General features: G+C 43.0%; 14 protein-coding genes. 7 read left to right on the forward strand and 7 right to left on the reverse strand.

The genetic code is table 11. The features are described from left to right. Nucleotides 1-9: 9 nt before the first annotated feature. The 4 genes from BM232_RS13625 to BM232_RS13640 form a co-directional block, all read right to left on the reverse strand. Nucleotides 10-1,632: a sensor domain-containing diguanylate cyclase gene (locus BM232_RS13625; RefSeq protein WP_091715766.1), complete on the reverse strand. Its 1,623-nt coding sequence runs from the start codon at nt 1,630-1,632 to the stop codon at nt 10-12. Then, nucleotides 1,622-2,044, reverse strand: coding sequence for a type 2 periplasmic-binding domain-containing protein (locus BM232_RS13630; RefSeq protein WP_143092297.1), 423 nt, complete (start codon nt 2,042-2,044; stop codon nt 1,622-1,624). Before BM232_RS13630 ends, BM232_RS13625 begins: the two co-directional genes overlap by 11 nt. Continuing rightward, on the reverse strand, nt 2,044-3,288 hold the full coding sequence (locus BM232_RS13635; RefSeq protein ID WP_091715771.1) for a hypothetical protein: 1,245 nt from the start codon (nt 3,286-3,288) through the stop codon (nt 2,044-2,046). The genes BM232_RS13630 and BM232_RS13635 overlap by 1 nt, the downstream gene beginning before the upstream one ends. A 628-nt stretch (nt 3,289-3,916) precedes the next feature. Continuing rightward, nucleotides 3,917-4,420: a methylated-DNA--[protein]-cysteine S-methyltransferase gene (locus tag BM232_RS13640; RefSeq protein WP_091715776.1), complete on the reverse strand. Its 504-nt coding sequence runs from the start codon at nt 4,418-4,420 to the stop codon at nt 3,917-3,919. Nucleotides 4,421-4,526: 106 nt separating this feature from the next. On the opposite strand from BM232_RS13640, the gene BM232_RS13645 reads away from it, so the two are divergent. The 4 genes from BM232_RS13645 (at nt 4,527) to BM232_RS13660 (ending at nt 11,212) form a co-directional block, all read left to right on the forward strand. Continuing rightward, the gene (locus tag BM232_RS13645; RefSeq protein WP_091715778.1) at nt 4,527-4,931 is read left to right on the forward strand and encodes a hypothetical protein; all 405 of its coding nucleotides are present in this window, start codon (nt 4,527-4,529) and stop codon (nt 4,929-4,931) included. A 447-nt stretch (nt 4,932-5,378) separates the two neighbouring features. Continuing rightward, on the forward strand, nt 5,379-6,707 hold the full coding sequence (locus BM232_RS13650; protein WP_091715780.1) for a TolC family protein: 1,329 nt from the start codon (nt 5,379-5,381) through the stop codon (nt 6,705-6,707). After that, nucleotides 6,700-8,079 (forward strand): efflux RND transporter periplasmic adaptor subunit, encoded by a 1,380-nt coding sequence (locus tag BM232_RS13655; protein ID WP_091715782.1) that lies wholly within the window; start codon nt 6,700-6,702, stop codon nt 8,077-8,079. The genes BM232_RS13650 and BM232_RS13655 overlap by 8 nt, the downstream gene beginning before the upstream one ends. Then, nucleotides 8,072-11,212 (forward strand): efflux RND transporter permease subunit, encoded by a 3,141-nt coding sequence (locus BM232_RS13660; RefSeq protein WP_091715784.1) that lies wholly within the window; start codon nt 8,072-8,074, stop codon nt 11,210-11,212. Before BM232_RS13655 ends, BM232_RS13660 begins: the two co-directional genes overlap by 8 nt. 20 nt (nt 11,213-11,232) lie before the next feature. Here the strand turns inward: BM232_RS13660 and BM232_RS13665 are convergent, their stop codons facing one another. Beyond that, nucleotides 11,233-11,628, reverse strand: coding sequence for a MerR family transcriptional regulator (locus tag BM232_RS13665; RefSeq protein ID WP_091715786.1), 396 nt, complete (start codon nt 11,626-11,628; stop codon nt 11,233-11,235). Between the two features lie 136 nt (nt 11,629-11,764). Between BM232_RS13665 and BM232_RS13670 the strand changes: the two genes are divergently transcribed. From BM232_RS13670 to rlmF, 3 genes are all read left to right on the forward strand, one after another. Continuing rightward, entirely contained in the window at nt 11,765-14,221 is a 2,457-nt protein-coding gene (locus BM232_RS13670; protein ID WP_091715788.1) for a heavy metal translocating P-type ATPase, read from the forward strand. Between the two features lie 187 nt (nt 14,222-14,408). Continuing rightward, nucleotides 14,409-15,680: an O-acetylhomoserine aminocarboxypropyltransferase/cysteine synthase family protein gene (locus BM232_RS13675; RefSeq protein ID WP_091715790.1), complete on the forward strand. Its 1,272-nt coding sequence runs from the start codon at nt 14,409-14,411 to the stop codon at nt 15,678-15,680. Nucleotides 15,681-15,796: 116 nt separating this feature from the next. Further along, the gene (gene rlmF / locus BM232_RS13680) at nt 15,797-16,717 is read left to right on the forward strand and encodes a 23S rRNA (adenine(1618)-N(6))-methyltransferase RlmF (protein WP_091715792.1); all 921 of its coding nucleotides are present in this window, start codon (nt 15,797-15,799) and stop codon (nt 16,715-16,717) included. A gap of 15 nt (nt 16,718-16,732) precedes the next feature. Here the strand turns inward: rlmF and BM232_RS13685 are convergent, their stop codons facing one another. Both BM232_RS13685 and BM232_RS13690 read right to left on the reverse strand, forming a co-directional pair. Beyond that, entirely contained in the window at nt 16,733-17,614 is an 882-nt protein-coding gene (locus BM232_RS13685) for a diguanylate cyclase (protein WP_091715795.1), read from the reverse strand. A 103-nt stretch (nt 17,615-17,717) separates the two neighbouring features. Further along, on the reverse strand, nt 17,718-18,890 hold the full coding sequence (locus BM232_RS13690) for a pyridoxal phosphate-dependent aminotransferase (protein WP_091715797.1): 1,173 nt from the start codon (nt 18,888-18,890) through the stop codon (nt 17,718-17,720). Nucleotides 18,891-19,077 lie beyond the last annotated feature (187 nt).

Raw genomic sequence — 19,077 nt, forward strand, 5'->3', positions numbered from 1 at the left:
CGGGCTTTTTTAAAATCCTGTTATGACATTTTGAGTATCTACCACTTTAAAAACAGGCGGTTTAAAGTAGTTATAGCCATTTTTATATTGTGATTTCACTTCATACATCGCTAAATCAGCATATTTCAACAATGTCTCGACATTATCTGTATTAAAGGGATAAAGCGAAATCCCGATACTGGCACTGATGGTCACCAACATTTCTGGCTGACACTCGATCGGCTCTCTTAAAACAGCCAACAATTTCTCTGCAATATTGCTCGCCTCATACAAATCTGACGTCAAGCGGGCAAAAATAACAAACTCATCTCCACCCCATCGAATCGCAATATCTCCAGCCCGTATTGAACTTAACAAACGATTGGCCACAGCGATTAATACCTTATCCCCTGCTTCATGGCCGTATTGATCATTCACTGGTTTAAAGCCATCGAGATCAATCATGAATAAACCATATAAGTTTCGTTTGGTATCTGCCGAGGAGATCAGTTGCTCAATTCTGCTTTCCCCTGTTCCACGGTTATATAAATTGGTTAATGCATCGATCTCGGCCTGGCCTTTTAATTTTTCTTCTCGATTACGGCGTTCAGAAATATCCTGCAAGACAATTTCAAATGACGATTCTTTTTCATCATCGGTCATCAGTGAAATAAGACAATACAACCAGCGAGTTCCCGGCTCATCATCAACTTTAATATCAACGGCTTGTGATTCACCCTTTATTAAAACCTCTGCAGCAGCTGATTCCAATCGCGCTCTTTCTTCATCAAATAGAACAAAAAATGATATCGAATCCTGCCTGGAAACCTTCTGAAAACACTTTTCACCAATAATATTTTTAAATGATGGGTTATGAAGTTTCATTTTGCCATCAGTATCAACAATGGCTATACCATGACTGGACTGTTCAAAAATATCCCTGAAACGGTTTTCTAACTCTTCAACTTCTAATCGAAGTGTTCTTTCGCTATTAATATTCTCCTCAACAGAACTTAATAACTCATTAATATCATGTGTTAATGATCCAATCTCATCATATTTGTGTGATTGTGTTGGTACCAGGCGTTGATCACTGCCAACACGAATATTATGTAAGCGTCTGGCTAAGCGTTTAATTTCAGTAATCAGCTGCGTATTTAATAAAAAAATGATGAGCGCCGTTAATACGGCGGTCTGAATAGAAATTAATACAACGTGATTGATAGCAGCTTTTCTTGCATCCGCCTTTATCAATGCGATATTAGGTGCAAGACGCAATTTACCGACGACTTCACCGCTTGAAAAAGGTGATTCCAAATCGAAATTCATTGTCTCAGCCATAGTAGGCATCGTGCCACGTAAAGCAAGTGATTCCTGCGTCGACTTTAACTCAACAGCTTTCACCAAATCACTACCGGCAACCCCTTCAACTACCTCTTTAGCCAGTGTTAGATCATCTAAGTAAGCAGCGATTGCAGCGGTTTGAGATACGGCATGTGCCAGTTGCCGGATATTTTTTTGGCTTTGTGCCAACTCTTTTGTATAGGTATAACTATAAAATAAATAGCCTGTTGATAGCGCAGAAACAACACCAGCCAGCACCAATATAAATGCTAATCGTGTTGCAATACTGGTGCGCAGCTTAGTCAACATAACCCAGCACTTTTAATGAATCATTTATCTTATCCGCATCAATATAACCGATTGCATTGGGATCTTTTTCCAACCTTTTTATCATCTCATCATCACTGACTTCTTTGGGTAAAGCAAAACGACCAGAAAATAATAGACGTGCTCGGTATGAATTAATTTCATTAAGTGTTTTATTGACCAGATTCTGATAAAAAGACTTTCTTGCTGAAGAAGTAATTTCCTGATCTAACAAGACTATTCGATCTCCGCTCGAATAAAATTTCGTCCGCCCCATAAAAATATCAATAATCTGTTGCTTATTCAGGGCTGCAAGTGGATTGTTTTTATTAGCAACTACAACAATCTCCCCTGAAGCAGCCAGAGACGGCATCATCGACAAAAACAATATTGATAATACTAATATCGTCTTCATCAGAATATAAAGTCCACAGTCAGGCTGAATATATTAAAAGCATCTGCTTTATCTGTTTGATTTTTTTGCTCAAAGATAAAACCGCCATATTTTTCAACCCAGGTACGATCCCACTGCGCTTTTAATGAAACTGTTTGCGAAACATCCCAACGAGCCCCTATCCCCAGAGTATTTTGGTCCGCATAGAAGGCATTAGCCGCAGCCTGGGCGATTGTCTGCAATTGTTGATAAGCTGGGACAAAGGCTGGAGCAGGCGGTATTGTTTCCCGGCTACCCAGCGTCATAAATTTACTCACAATGAAATACGGTGTGACGTTGCCAAAGCGATGTCCCACACTCAAATAAGCGGAAGCATATTTATCATGAACACTGATTTCTGACTTAACGACACTCAGTTCACTTTGAATGACCCAGTCGTTTTTATCATAACTAAGCCCGGCCGTAATATATCTCAGCCAGGTATCATTAATCGTAAAACCAGCGATAGAAGCCGCTTCAGGCCAGCCAAACTTTGATGCCTGTATTAACGCATCATCAAATGCAACAGCATCGTCGTGTTTGTCATTAATTCTAGCTTGTGAGTATAGAAGTCGTAATAACCAAGTCTGATTTTCCCAGCGCAGTCCGGCTCCAAAGTTTGGCTCAAACTTTACCTTCTTTGCCTCGCCATTACTGTCATAAGGAAAGTTGCTTCGACCAGCCCATACAGATGATGTCAAGACACCATCTCCTAGTCTGAGGTGATAACTTAATTTTGCGCCATCGTATGATTCACCTGCTAGCTGGCCATAAAACGCGACAGGTAAATGCGTCCACAAACGAGCAAATCCAACATTTTTATATTCTGACGACATAAAAACGTCATTGAATAAGCGACCCAAACCAATTTCAAAACTATTGTCAATGTGATAGGTAAAAAAGGCTGCTTTAAGTGTATTATTAAATGACTGTTCAGGTCGGTCTATTGCGACAAACTGTGTTGTGAAACTTAACTTCTGGTTAAAAATATAATCAATCTGTAAACCAAGATTAGACTCTACACCGAAGTCAAAGCCATGCCCCCTGCCTTCTTGTTCGATTGAGTTACGGTAGATAATGTTATCACTGTCATTATAAATCAGGCCTAATGTTCCGTAACCATTAACAGACAAGCCTTCAATACCAGTATCGAAGGCATCGCATCGAAATGGTAACGTTACTAACAATCCGATTAATAACAAAAAACTGTGTTTAACACTTAACAAGCCAACACTCTCACTTTCAGAACAAAACCCACAAAGATTATATAGATATTTTCCTGCATTTTGTTGTTTGCAAATGAATTCTTACGCGCTATTCAATTGTTTAGCAGTTACTCACAATTTCTGTGGAAAACAATGTGGATAACTTTCTGGTAAATCTGTAAGTGACTCTTTTATGACAAACTTTATAACATGGTTAAATTTTAACCAATGCAAAAAAAGGCTGAATACTGTTGATATAGCTAGGTCTATAAAATGAATTCATCTCATTGTCTAGCTATAGAGTTATTCACTTTACCCACAAATTCGGTGGATAAGCATGTGGATAAGTTTCTGGTAAATCTGTAAGTGACTCTTTTATGACAAGCTTTATGACATGGTTAAATTTTAACCAATAACTATTTTTCTCAATGAAGAAAAAATAAGACAAAAATCTTAAAAAAATAAATGAAAATAATCACGACTAATTATTCACATTACCCACAATTTCAGTGGATAAGCATGTGGATAAGTTTCTGGTAAATCTGTAAGTGACTCTTTTATGACAAGCTTTAAAAAGTGGTCAAATTTTGACCACAGCTGTTAAATCATAGCTTGACAAATTTAGAAAATGAAAAGGGCGAAGAGAAGATCAAACACTTAGCAACGCTTTTTCACGATCCAGTAAAATCTCTTTACGTTCTATCCCCCAGCGATAGCCTGACAGCGTGCCATTTTTGTTAATAATCCGGTGGCAAGGCACCAGCAAAGCCAGTGAATTAGCGGCACAAGCGTTTGCAACAGCCCTAACAGCTGAGGGTTTTCCCAACATATTTGCCAGCTCAGTATAAGTTCTGGTTTGTCCAGCAGGGACTTGCAATAAAGTCTTCCATACGGACTTTTGAAAAGACGTTCCTACCATTTCAATTGGTAAATCTAACTCACCTGTTGGTGACTCAATATAATTTAATATCTGGATTAAATAGTCGGTTAATAAGGCATCATTTTTCTGTCGTTTTGCATGTGGATATTTTTCCAGGAGATGCTCAACTAAACCGTCGGGTTCATCAGCCAATGCAACAAAACAAATATCGCTATTATTCTTAGCAACCAGTAAACAACCCAGACTGGAAATGCCTAACTCAAACTCTACCATGAACTTATCCTCCCTACTGGATGTGGTTTTCATATACCATATAAACGATTGAACTTAATCTTATTCAAACTGCCAACAAGATAGTTGAATACTGAGGAGTGAACCTTTGAGAACCTTTAGCCTATTACTTTTAATATGTCTTAGCCCTGCTGTATTTGCTGGCAATATCAACTATCAATATAGTGGAGACAGTTTACAAAAATTATATGCTGAGCTTCATTATTTACGTGAAGTAGGTATCGAAATTCACCAAAAATATGATCTTAAGAAGAATCCAGATCAACTCCGCTTTTGTAAAGGTGAGTATGGCTATATTTCTACACGGGCAAAATCCACAATTGGTATTGCCAACCGCTTGCCTAGCCCACATAAAGAAGAATATATTGCCGCTGGCTGGAAAGCATATGAATGTAGTCAATGTACTGGTAATATTGAAGCCTGTGATGCCATTCCACCGGCACTAGAAACAATAAAAGCTGAATTTAAAGAAAAACAAAACGCGACTGAATAAGACACAACGTGAAAACATTAACGACACATTTGCTACTGATATGCATGACACTAATGATGGCCTTGTCATCATGGTCAGCGCATGCAGAAAAGCCAGAAATGGGTTCAGATATGTCTCACTCTTCATCGCATCATATTCAATCTGATGATACTGACCAACACTGCGCAGAAACTACATCAAAAGACTGCACACATTGTATGAATATGGATCATTGTCAATCCAGTCATCATAGCTGTTTTAACAGTGTCGCCCTTCCATCTAAGTCCTATCACACTATTAATCAGCCTCTGTTTGTTCTGCTCACTACGAGTCAGATTGAAACCAAACCAACAGAGCAACACAGCTCCCTATTCAGACCCCCTATAAGCGCATAACACCTATCACCTCATACCTTTGAGGCCTTGGCACATCTGTGCTCATATCATTAATTAATGATTGGTGAAGCTTATGAATCGATGGAATATATCCATTACTGCGTGGCTGGTTTTACTGCCACTAATTTCCCTTATACCAGCAGCTTATGCGGCTGAAGATACGCCATATAGCGTAGAACAGACACCAGCCGTCTTAGCCCTGGATAAAGCTATTACTTTGGCAGAACAGTCCAACCCGGGGCTTGCTCAACGCCGGGCTCAGGCTGAGGCGATGTCTGCCCTTCCCTCACAACTTGGCAGCCTGCCGGATCCCATGATCAGTATGGGCCTGGTTAACTTACCAACAGATAGTCTCAGTACTTCACAAGAAGCCATGACGCAATGGCAATTAGGTATTAGCCAGGAGATTCCATTTCCCGGCAAGTTAGCACTGAAACAACAAGCCGCTGCTGAGCGAGCCAATGCCAGCGCGTTTATGACGACAGAGTATAAACAGCAACTAATCCAATATGTAACAAGCTACTGGTGGCAGCTGTTTTATCTGGAAAAAACTCTGGCTATTATTTCCACCAATAAAACGCTACTTAAGCAGTTTATTGATATTGCTGAAACAAAATACCGTGTAGGTCATGGTCTGCAGCAGGATGTACTGCTGGCTCAACTGGAGCTATCTAAGCTCCTAAACCGTGAGATTGAGTTAAGCAGTGAACGTGAACAGGTCGTTATCAGACTCAACACCTTACTTAGCCGACCTACGGATACGCCCATCCAGCTTCCAGCCTTTCAGAATATCGACACCACACTCCTCGAGATTAAACCTATCGCGGACATTCTCTATCTCGCGAAACAGAACAGGCCATTTCTACAACAACAAAAACACCTAATTGCTGCCGCAGCAGAAGAGAAAGCCTTAGCTGAAAAAAACCTGTTACCTGATTTTAAAGTTTCGGCAGCTTATGGTCTCAGACAAGGCAATAACCTGGATGGATCAGATCGCAGTGACATGCTGTCCTTGCAAGTCGGAATTACAGTGCCGTTATTTGCCGACAAAAAACAAAAAATGGCCATTTCACAAAAAAACAGTGAATTAAAACAGCAGCACTTCGCCTATCAGGATAGCTGGAATCAGGTTCAGGCAGATATTGCTAACTACATGACGCAGTATGAGCAGGCACGTCAGCAATATAGCTTATTGAATACAGGTATCTTGCCTCAGGCCCGACAAACCATAGCGTCAATGCTATCTGGATACCAAGTGAATAAAGTCGACTTTCTTAACCTGGTAAGAGCACAAATCACACTTTATGACTATGAAACCCAGCTATGGCTTAGCGTAAAAACAGCAAAAACGGCATTAGCAAATCTGAAGGCCAGTGTAGGTAAGGACACTTTTTATGAATAAAACAACGTCTATTTTTATCAGTTTAATCAGTGGCTTATTGATTGGGGTTGGTGGATTAATGGCATACCAGTTTTTTGTCAGACCACCAGCAGTGACAGTAGAAAAACCACAGAAGCAGGCCAAACCGTTGTATTACCGTAACCCAATGAACCCTGAGGTCACATCACCTGTTCCAGCTAAGGATCATATGGGCATGGACTATATCCCCGTCTATGCAGATAAAGCGCCAACGCCAGACAAAACAGGTACCGTTAAAATTGATCCGGTCACAGAACAAAACATAGGGGTTCGTACCGCGACGGCCAAACTATCGAGTTTGTCCCACCTTATTCGCACAGTGGGTAAAGTCACTTATGACGAAGAGCGTATTTCTAAACTTCATCCCAAAACGGAAGGCTGGGTTGAAAAGCTTTTTGTCGATAAAACAGGTACCAAGGTTGATAAAAACACGATGTTATTAAGTGTGTATTCGCCACAACTGGTCACCAGCTCACAGGAATATTTATTGGCGATTAGCAGTGCAAAAACCCTGGAAAACAGCCCTTTTGACGATATTCGCCACAGTGCAGAACAAATGGTTATTTCAGCACGGCAACGTCTGGCATTACTGGATGTGCCTGAGCATCAAATTCACGATATGGTGAAAACAGGCAATATACCTAAAGCGCTGCATATCCATTCTCCGTTTAATGGCACAGTGATTAATATCGGCGCCCGTGAAGGCCAGTATGTCACCCCACAAACCGAGTTATATATGCTGGCCGACCTTAGTAAAGTCTGGGTTATAGCGCAGGTGTATGAGTCTGATCTGCCCTGGGTCAGTGAAAATGATGCCGTCGATATGCAGTTAACCGCGATTCCCGGAAAAACCTTTCATGGCACACTTTCTTATATCTACCCCTATGCAGAAGCTGCCACCAGAACGATTAAAGTGCGGATGGCCTTTGATAATCCAGATTTGTTATTAAAGCCAGACATGTTTGCTAACGTCACCATTCATACCAAAAATCAGCCTGAAGCTATCACGGTACCGACAGAAGCGATCATTCGTTCTGGTGATAAAGACCAGGTATTTATTATGAGAGCACCTGGCCAGTTCGAACCGCGTAAGGTCACCACTGGATTAAGTGCCGATGGCATGACACAAATCCTAAACGGTGTGACTGTGGGAGAAGAGGTGGTGACATCCAGTCAGTTCTTAATTGATTCTGAGTCTAAACTCAATGAAACAACTGAGAAAATGCGTGCAATCGATGCTCCCGCTGTTGAACAGATGCATGATCATCCGCAGACCATGAGCGACCATAAGAAGCCTGCCCCTGCTTCGTCTTCATCAATGAGCATGCCAGAGATGGAGCACCACCATGATTAAAGTCATCATCGATCTGGCATTGCGTGAAAAACTACTGGTTTTACTTGCAGCCGGTTTTTTAGTCGTCACAGGTCTATGGAGCCTGAAAAATGTATCTCTGGATGCCATTCCGGACCTGTCTGATGTTCAGGTGATTGTCTTCACACAGTATCCGGGACAAGCACCACAAGTGGTTGAAGATCAAGTGACCTATCCCTTAACGACAGCTATGTTGGCGGTACCTAAAGCCAAGTCTGTACGCGGCTATTCCTTTTTTGGCCTGTCGTTCGTTTACATTATTTTTGAAGACAATACTGATATGTATTGGGCACGGTCACGGGTACTGGAATACCTGAATTATGTCAGTAACCGTCTCCCAGAAAACGTATCGCCAAGCCTCGGTCCTGACGCTACAGGTGTTGGCTGGGTATATGAATATGCCTTAGTTGATAAAAGCGGTCGTCATGATTTAGCACAATTGCGTTCCATACAAGACTGGTATTTACGTTATCCCCTGCAAACCGTTGATGGTGTCGCTGAAGTCGCCTCAATTGGTGCTTATGTCAAACAATACCAAATCGAAGTGGATCCCAATGCCCTGCTCAATTATCACATTCCATTATCCAAGGTGAAAACGGCCATCCAACGATCCAATAGTGATGTCGGCGGTAAATTAATTGAAATGGCAGAAACCGAATATATGGTGCGCGGATTGGGTTATATCCAATCGCTTGAAGATATTCGTTCCATTGCTGTCAGTGTGACCGAAGATGGCACGCCAATTCGTCTGGCAGATATCGCTAATATTCACTACGGCCCTGATTTACGCCGAGGACTAGCCGAGCTGAATGGCGAAGGTGAAGTCGCAGGCGCTATCGTTGTTATGCGTTATGGTGAAAATGCACTGAGTACCATTAATAACGTAAAAGAAAAACTTAAAGAGCTGGAAAAAAGCCTGCCAGCAGGTGTGGAAATACTGCCCGTCTATGATCGCAGTGATCTGATTCATCGTGGTGTGAATAATCTTAAACACAAGCTGTTGGAAGAGTCGATTATTGTCAGCTTGATTTGTATTATTTTCTTATTCCATGCCCGTTCTGCACTGGTAGCAATTGTTACTTTACCCATTGGTATATTGATGGCATTCATCGTAATGCACTGGCAAGGCATTAATGCCAATATTATGTCGCTTGGCGGCATAGCTATTGCGATTGGTGCGATGATTGATGGTGCCATTGTGATGATTGAAAATGCACATAAACACCTGGAAAAAGCCGCGACTGAATTAGGCAGAAAGCTCTCTTCTTCTGAACGCTGGCAAGCGATAGCTACTGCTTCTAAAGAAGTGGGACCAGCTTTATTTTTCTCGCTTATGATTATCACCGTGTCCTTTCTGCCGGTATTCACGCTGCAGGCTCAGGAAGGTCGTTTATTCAGTCCCTTAGCATTCACCAAAACTTATGCCATGGCAGCGGCAGCCATTCTGGCGATAAGTTTGGTACCTGTTTTAATGGGATTACTGATTCGTGGCAATATTCTTGCTGAAGCCAAAAATCCGTTGAATCGTTTATTACACGGGATTCATCGGCCTCTTCTGAAATTTTGTATTCATTATCGGTTTCCCGTATTGCTTATCACCCTACTGCTGTTAGCTGTCAGTATTATTCCCATACAGCGAACAGGCAGCGAGTTTATGCCACCGCTCGATGAGGGTGACATTTTGTATATGCCAACTACCTATCCCGGACTGTCTATCTCTAAAGCTCGGGAGTTAGTGCAGCAAACAGATAAGATTCTCCATACCTTTCCCGAAGTGGCTTCGGTGTTTGGTAAAGCAGGTCGCGCTGAAACGGCCACGGATCCTGCTCCGTTATCCATGTTCGAAACAACTATTCGTTTAAAACCGCGAGAGCAATGGCCAGATCCAAGTAAAACTACACGGCAGCTAATGAATGAAATGGATGAAGCCATCCAGTTTCCAGGACTGACCAATAGCTGGACAATGCCCATTAAAACAAGGCTGGATATGTTATCGACAGGCATCAAAACACCGGTCGGTGTGAAAATCAGTGGTCCCAGCTTAAGCGAACTCAATACGTTAACGGCGCAAGTTGAACAACTACTCAACACGCTCCCTGAAACCTTGTCTGCATTTGGTGATAAAGCGACAGGTGGATATTTTGTTGATATCAATATCAACAGAGATGAAATTGCGCGTTACGGCTTACACATTGGCGATGTACAAGATGTCATTCAGACAGCCATTGGTGGTATGAATGTCACCTATACTGTTGAAGGTCTGGAGCGATACCCCGTCAATTTACGCTATCCACGGGATATGCGTGATAACTTAAATGAGCTTAAGCGCACTCTTATATCTGCGCCAACGGGGGCTCAGATACCCTTATCGCAGCTGGCAGATTTGAGTCTTAAGCGTGGTGCACCTGTTATCAAAACAGAAAACGCACGCCCCAATGCCTGGGTCTATATTGATATCAAATCCGATGATATCGGCGGCTATGTCGACAAAGCACGTCAGTTGATTGATGAAAAGGTGTCATTGCCGCCAGGTTATACGCTCAGTTGGTCAGGGCAGTTTGAGTATATGCAACGGGCAGCAGAGCGACTCAAACTAGTGATTCCTCTGACACTGTTACTTATCTTTTTATTGTTATACCTCAACTTCCGTAATATTCGATCACCGCTTATTGTGATGTTATCGATTCCGTTTGCCAGCATTGGCGGTTTATGGTTGCTCTATTGGCTTGGATTTAACTTTTCTGTTGCCGTTGCTGTCGGTTTTATTGCACTAGCTGGCGTTGCTTCTGAGATTGGTGTGTTAGTTCTAACCTTTATCGATCAGAAAATAGACGAAGTCAGGAAACAGAATCCACAACAAAAACTGACGAAAGAGGTTATCTGGCAAGCTGTGTTTTCAGGCAGCGCGGAAAGAGTCCGTCCAGTTGCTATGACCGCTATCGCCATTACTGCTGGCTTACTACCAATTTTATGGAGTCATGGTACCGGCAGTGATGTGATGCAACGTATTGCTGCACCTATGGTCGGTGGAATGATTTCCGTTACCGTATTAGCGCTGTTTGTTTTACCGTTAATTTATGGTCTGGTTTTACAGTTCATTGAGCGCCGAAAATAGATGTGTAATACAAACTTAAATCAAACATTAAATGCCGCCAGTATTGCACAGGGCTTGCTTTCCCCGCCTGCAGCGCAGTTACCCGCCAGGCGTTTCAAACTGTCACGAGCTTGCTGCATTTCAGCTATTTTGGCGTCCAGCTCTTGTAAACGTCGCATGGCTAGTTGATATGCGCGGTGATGATCTTGTGTCGAATCAAGCCCTATGAGCTCTTTAATTTCACGTAAAGTAAAGCCTGCTTCCTGTGCTTTACGTATAAATTTGAGACGACGTAAATCATGCTGCCCATATCGACGAATACCGCCAGCGCTATCAGGCGTATCAAGTAACCCTTTGCGTTGATAATAACGGACGGTTTCCACCGTCACATCGACTTGTTTGGCGAACTGCCCGATGGTCCAACTGTCTTTTTTCATAAGGATATTGACTCTGTACTATGGTACGTACTCTATAGTCTAAACCAAGCTACTCAATATAATCATTACCGCTATAGTCAATAGGATAAAAAAAACAACCATATCCTATTGATAAAAATTATTTCAGGAGAAGACAATGGTGACTGATCCCGTATGTGGTATGCAGGTTGATGAAACCTCTGCAAAATACCAAACCAGCTATAAGCATAAAAATTATGCCTTTTGCTCCCAACATTGCTTAAACAATTTTAAGGCGGATCCCCAATTTTATCTTAATAAGCCTGAAAAAGAGTCTGCGAAAAGTTGTTGCAGTGGTAAACATGATCATCAGCCCAGTTCAGATAACCATCAACATGCTCATGCCGATGCTAAAGGCGACTATATATGCCCCATGTGTGAGGGTGTCCGTAATGAAGGGCCTGGCAGCTGCCCGAAATGTGGCATGGCATTAGAACCTGAAAATCCTGTTTCCTCGAATCAAAAAACCGAGTACACCTGTCCTATGCATCCGGAAGTTCAACAGGATGAACCCGGTGATTGTCCGATTTGCGGTATGGCCTTGGAAGCCTCCACCGTTGAAGTTGAACCGGATAACAGCGAATACAAAGACATGTTGAAACGCTTTGTTATTGGTGGTTTGTTGGCCTTACCGGTGTTTTTAATTGCCATGTTACTGGAAATGGCGCCATCACTGTTTCCAGCAGAGAGTAGTATCCAACAATGGTATTGGGCTGAGTTTTTACTCGCCACACCTGTTGTGTTCTGGGCTGGCTGGCCATTTCTGGTGCGTGCTGTGCAATCAGTCAAAACTGGTCATCTGAATATGTTCACATTAATAGGTCTTGGGGTCAGTGTCGCCTGGACTTACAGCGTGATTGCCTTACTGTTACCCAATATTTTCCCGGCTACCATGCAGCATGATGGTGTCGTTGCTGTATATTTTGAAGCGGCCGCCGTCATTACCGTATTGGTGTTATTAGGGCAGGTTTTAGAATTACGGGCTCGCAGCCAAACCAATACTGCCATCAAACTATTAATGGGTCTTGCGCCCAAAACGGCAAGAAAAGTCACTGATTGTGGTCACGAAAAAGATATTCCACTGGACCAAGTTAAAGTGGGTGACAAACTGCGTATTCGCCCCGGTGAGAAAATTCCTGTCGATGGCATTGTCATTGAAGGTGAAAGCCACATTGATGAATCTATGGTGACAGGTGAACCGATGCCTGTGAATAAAAAAGTCGATGACAAATTAGTCGGTGGTACGGTCAACGGCACTGGTAGTTTGTTAATGCAGGCTGAAAAAGTGGGTAGTGACACCCTACTCTCACAAATCGTGAAAATGGTCGCTGAAGCACAGCGTTCCCGGGCACCAATACAGAAACTGGTTGATAAAGTCGCAGGCTATTTTGTACCGACCGTGATTGCAGCGGCGATTATTACCTTTATTGTCTGGTTTGCAGTTGGGCCCGATCCAAAACTGGCACATGCATTAATTAATGCTGTGGCAGTATTAATCATTGCCTGCCCTTGTGCTCTGGGCTTAGCCACTCCCATGTCTATCATGGTCGGTACAGGTCGAGGTGCAGCTCATGGTGTGTTGATTAAAAATGCTGAAGCATTGGAAAGCATGGAAAAAATCGACACCCTTGTGGTCGATAAAACCGGTACCTTAACTCAAGGTAAACCTGAGCTTTCTGTTATCGAAGCCAATGATGGATTCGAAAAAAATGATTTACTGCAATGGGCAGCCAGTTTAGAGCAATATAGCGAGCACCCGCTGGCAACCGCATTAGTAGCGGCAGCCAAAAAACAACAGCTCCCACTCACTGAAGCAAAACAATTCCAGTCACATACAGGTCAGGGTATTAGTGGCAAAGTAGATGGCAAATCTATTTTGTTCGGCAACAGTGCTCTGATGCAAGCAAATAAGGTTGATGTCAGCGGACTTGAATCACGGGCAGATGCCTTATGCCAACATGGTGACAGCGTGATGTTATTGGCCGTGGATAATCAGGTAGCAGGCTTGGTTGCTGTCGCTGATCCGATTAAAGACACCACCAAAGCGGCTATTGATGCCTTGCATAAAGAAGGTATCCGCATTGTGATGCTGACCGGTGATAATAGCGTCACAGCCAATGCTGTAGCGAAACAGTTGAACATTGATGAAGTACATGCCGATGTGCAACCGGAACAGAAAAATCAGCATATTAAAGATCTGCAAAATCGGGGACGTATTGTCGCGATGGCAGGCGATGGTATCAACGATGCGCCAGCACTTGCTCAGGCAAATATTGGCATTGCGATGGGCACAGGCACCGATGTCGCTGTTGAAAGTGCCGGTATGACCTTAGTAAAAGGTGATTTAACCGGTATTCATCAGGCACTAAAACTTAGTCGGGCCACCATGAAAAATATCCGACAAAACCTGTTCTTTGCCTTTATTTATAACTCGCTGGGCGTACCTGTGGCCGCAGGGATTTTATATCCTTTCTTTGGATTATTGCTCTCACCAATGGTAGCAGCAGCGGCAATGAGCCTCAGCTCCGTATCCGTCATTGGCAATGCCTTACGCTTACGCCGACTGAAGTTATAAGATTTTCAAAAACTTAAATTCGTTCTCAGTTAAAGCAGAGTCAAGACAGTATTGGTCTGTTGACTCTGCTTTTTTTACATCACGCACGACCAATTCTCTCTGATAGCGCTATCTCATGTTAATCTCTGCGGTGTAGACAAACTTAACCACAATAAAACGATATAACTCAGCACTTATGGAGAGCACTATGCGATTAGAATCACTCGCCTTACATCACGGCTATGAATCTGAACCGACCACCAAGTCGGCTGCCGTACCCATCTACCAAACCAGCTCATATACTTTTGATAATACTCAGCATGGCGCTGATTTATTTGATCTGAAAGTACCTGGCAATATTTACTCACGCATTATGAACCCGACCAATGCTGTGCTGGAAAAACGTCTTGCCGAGATGGAAGGCGGTATTGCTGGCCTGGCCGTAGCATCCGGGATGTCAGCGATTACCTATGCTATCCAGGCGATTGCTCAAGCAGGCGACAATATTGTCAGCAGCACTCAACTCTACGGCGGTAGCTACAATCTGTTCGCTCATACCTTCCCAAGACAAGGTATTACTGTGCGTATGGCTTCTTTTGACGATTACGACAAAATCGAAAGCCTGATTGACGATAAAACCAAAGCCTTATTCTGTGAATCAATCGGCAATCCTGCCGGTAATATCGTTGATATACAACGTTGGGCTGAGATTGCTCACCGACATGGCGTGCCATTAATTGTTGATAACACGGTAGCGACACCTTACTTATGTCGTGTATTTGATCATGGCGCAGATATTGTCGTGCATTCATTAACCAAATACATTGGTGGTCATGGCACAACGATTGGCGGCATGATTGTCGACTCAGGTCGCTTTGACTGGGTAGCGAATAAAGATCGTTTCCCAATGTTAAACGAACCTGATCCTTCTTATCATGGTGTGGTTTACACGGAAGCCTTAGGGCCTGCTGCCTATATTGGTCGTTGCCGTGTCATTCCGCTGCGAAATACCGGCTCAGCCCTGTCGCCACATAGTGCATTTTTATTAATGCAGGGGCTGGAGACCTTAGGTTTACGCATGGAACGTCACTGTGAAAATGCGTTGAAAGTCGCTAACTATCTACAACAACATCCTAAAGTGGAATGGGTAAATTACGCGGCTTTAGAGAACAGTCCTTATCATGAAGTCTGCCAGAAAATTACCAAAGGCCAAGCTTCCGGTATTCTTAGCTTTGGTATTACCGGTGGTAAAGAAGCCGGTGCCCGCTTTATTGATGCCTTGCAGATGATTTTACGTCTGGTCAATATTGGTGATGCAAAATCACTGGCCTGCCACCCTGCGACGACTACTCATCGTCAGTTAAGTCCGGAAGAGCTGGCAACCGCAGGCGTATCAGAAGACTTAGTGCGGATTTCGGTGGGTATTGAGCATATTGACGATATTATTGATGATATAGCTCAGGAGCTGGAAAAAGCATAAAACAGTTTTGATTCACCTATCCCAACCTGATCTCACGGTCAGGTTGGGAATTTGATTTCCGGCAGAAATACACAACGTCTATAATGATGCACTCTTTCAATTGAGAGCGTTCTCCTGTGGCATTACCCACCCATCCCAATCTAAAAGCGACTGAGCGTTCAGCTAAAAAACGTTTACATCCAAGAAATCTTCATAATCAAGGTTATGACTTTCCGAGCTTAATAAGTAGCTACCCGCAACTAAAATCATTTGTTTTTACCAATGATTTTGGCAATCTGTCTGTCGATTATAGCGATGCTGAGGCTGTTAAACAGTTGAATGCAGCTTTGCTCGCTCATCATTATCAAATCAAAGGCTGGGATATCCCTGATGGCGTCCTCTGCCCTCCAATTCCAGGACGCGTTGACTACATCCACTACATTGCCGATTTATTAGGCGTTTCAGATAGTACTAAAAGCATCCGCATGCTCGATGTTGGTATTGGGGCTAATGGCATTTATTCTCTGTTAGCCAGTCGTTGTTATGGCTGGCAATGTGTGGGAAGTGATATCAATGAGGCTTCACTTAATAATGTGGCCACTATACTTAAGAAAAACAAAGCATTAGAAACACAAATAACACTTCGTCATCAAGTAAACCCACATCAGATATTTGAAGGCATTATCAAATCAGGTGAATTTTATGATGTCAGCGTGTGTAATCCGCCTTTCCATGCTTCTGCTGAGGAAGCATTAAAAACACATCAACAGAAACAACATAATTTAAAGCTGCAAAGCAATAATCCGACATTGAATTTTGGTGGTATGGCAGCAGAGTTATGGTGCAATGGCGGTGAGAAACTGTTTCTTAAAAAGATGATCCGTGAAAGCCAACAGTTTTCAGCTCAGTGCCATTGGTTTACCAGTCTGGTATCAAAAATTGAGAACGTGAAGCCCTCAATCAAGTTAATTCAAAAACTGGGGGCCACAGAAATAAAACAAATTGATATGCAGCAGGGAAATAAAATCACACGTGTTATCGCTTGGACATTCCAGTAAAGCCAGTAGTACAAGCTACCGTACTTTAACCAGGTTACGACCAGCTGCTTTAGCTTCATACATCGCTTTATCAACCAGATTAATCGAATCTTCTACGCTACGTTCAGGATCCAGCGATGTCACACCAATCGAGGCCGTGACTCGTAAGAGATTACCCGTTTTATCGTAGATAATTTTCTGGGCAGCAACCATTACCCGCATACGCTCGGCGACCTGCTCCGCTTGTTCTAGTGTCGTGTTAGGCATACAAATTAGGAACTCTTCACCACCATAACGATAAAGCTGATCATAGGGCCGTAATACATGCTGTAAACACTCTACAGTTTGGGTTAATACGACATCCCCCATTGAGTGACCATAGTTATCATTGATCTGTTTAAAGTGGTCCAGATCAAGCATCGCTAAGGCACTGGGTTGCTGGCTTCGTTTCGCTAATGAATGTTGTTTATTCAGCTCAGCCTGCATGCCGGCACGTGTTTGAGCCCCGGTTAACGGATCTAAGTTCTGCGCCAGCTCAGCAAACTCATGGCGAAGCGCTTGAAACTGTATCCGCATCTTCTCTAGACAATCATTAAATGCATCAAACAAACTTGCTGGAATAGCTTGCTCCGCAAGGACAAGATCAATCAGTTCTTTGGCACTTTTATGCATCTTTTCATGCGCCTGCCCCAATGAAACAAAGGTCGGATGATCTTGTACCAGCTCTGCCTGAGGGGTGTAAAACCATTGACCAAACTCACATAATTTATGAGCCTCATCCTGCAGATCCTTTTCATCAGGCGGAACACGTGATACCAAAACACGTAATAGATTCTGATACCACTGTTGGTGATTTTCTATCGCTTTATCGATTTCTGTAATAACAAAGCGAAGTTGTTGGTGAATGAACGTGGTCATGCTTAATATCCGGATTATAAATAATGTCCAGCGATGAATTAATCATCGCTTTCATTGACTATTCCATACTCATGTTAGCTAAACAAGTTAGTTTATTCCCGACTTAGAGGATTTTTCTGATGCGTTCAGCAGCTTCAATCAAACGTTGCTCATCGGTTGTATAGGCAAAACGACAATGTGTCTCGGCTTGATAATGACCAAAGTCCAAACCCGGCGTAATAGCAACACCAGCTTGTTTCAGCAGGAATCGGGATAAGGCCATACTATCTGAAATCTGTTCATTCAATAAAGCTGAACAATCTGCATAGAGATAAAAAGCACCTTGCGGTGTGACAGGTATGGAGAAACCAATATCTTTCAATAAGGGAAGTAAAGTATTTCGACGTAACTCGAAGGCCTGACGACGTTGTTCTAGAATTTCTAGGGTATTGGACTGGAAAGCAGCCAATGCGGCATATTGCGACATGGTGGTTGGTGCCAGAAACAGGTTTTGGGCTAATTTATCCATCACCTCGGTATACCCTTCCGGCACGACTAACCAGCCTAAACGCCACCCCGTCATACCAAAGAATTTGGAAAAACTGTTCACCACAAAAACTTCATCACTCACCGATAGTGCCGTCGGTGCATGAAAACCATCGTAAGTCAGTCCATGGTATATCTCATCAACCACCAGATGCCCGGATTTACTGGTCACCGCAGCAGCTAGCTCCTTGAGTTCTTGTTGGGTTAACACGGTGCCTGTGGGGTTGGATGGCGAAGCAACTAAAGCCATTGTGGTTTTATTATCCCAATATTGCTGAATATGTTGAGCGGTGAGTTGATATTGCTTGTCAGCATCAACTGGAATACTTTTGACCCGCCCTTCGACAAATCTGGCAAAGTGTTTATTACAAGGATAACCAGGGTCTGCCAGCAAGACCTGTTCGTTTTGCTCCAGTAATGCGCCCATCACTAACAGTAATGCCCCTGATGCACCTGGCGTCACGATAATACGCTCAGGGTTTACCTTTACCTGATACTGAAGTTCATACCAGCCAGCAATGGCTTCTCTTAACTCAGGCAAACCACAGGCGGGAGTGTAATGCGTTTTGCCTTGTTTTAAAGCATTCATTCCAGCTTCGATAATTGGCTGAGGCGTTTCAAAATCAGGCTCACCCACTTCCATATGAATGATATCCTGCCCCGCCGCTTCCAGCTGTTTAGCCTGAGCCAAAATATCCATAACATGGAAAGGAGAAATAGCGTTTGCGCGATTGGCGACTTTTTTGGTCATGCCGTATCCGTTTGAGTTTTAAGGTGAAATGATAGGCGGCTAGTTTAGCAAATCCAGCTGGTTTAACAGCAGCTATTGAAAAGGCTTGCCAATGCCCATACATAGGCGTATTAATCTACTGTTGAAAAAGATAGACAGGTGCGCGTTTCAGTGCCATGCTTTCTGGTTTTTAACCAGACTGATGTTG

This window comes from Methylophaga sulfidovorans (assembly GCF_900114205.1).
Lineage (GTDB): Bacteria > Pseudomonadota > Gammaproteobacteria > Nitrosococcales > Methylophagaceae > Methylophaga > Methylophaga sulfidovorans.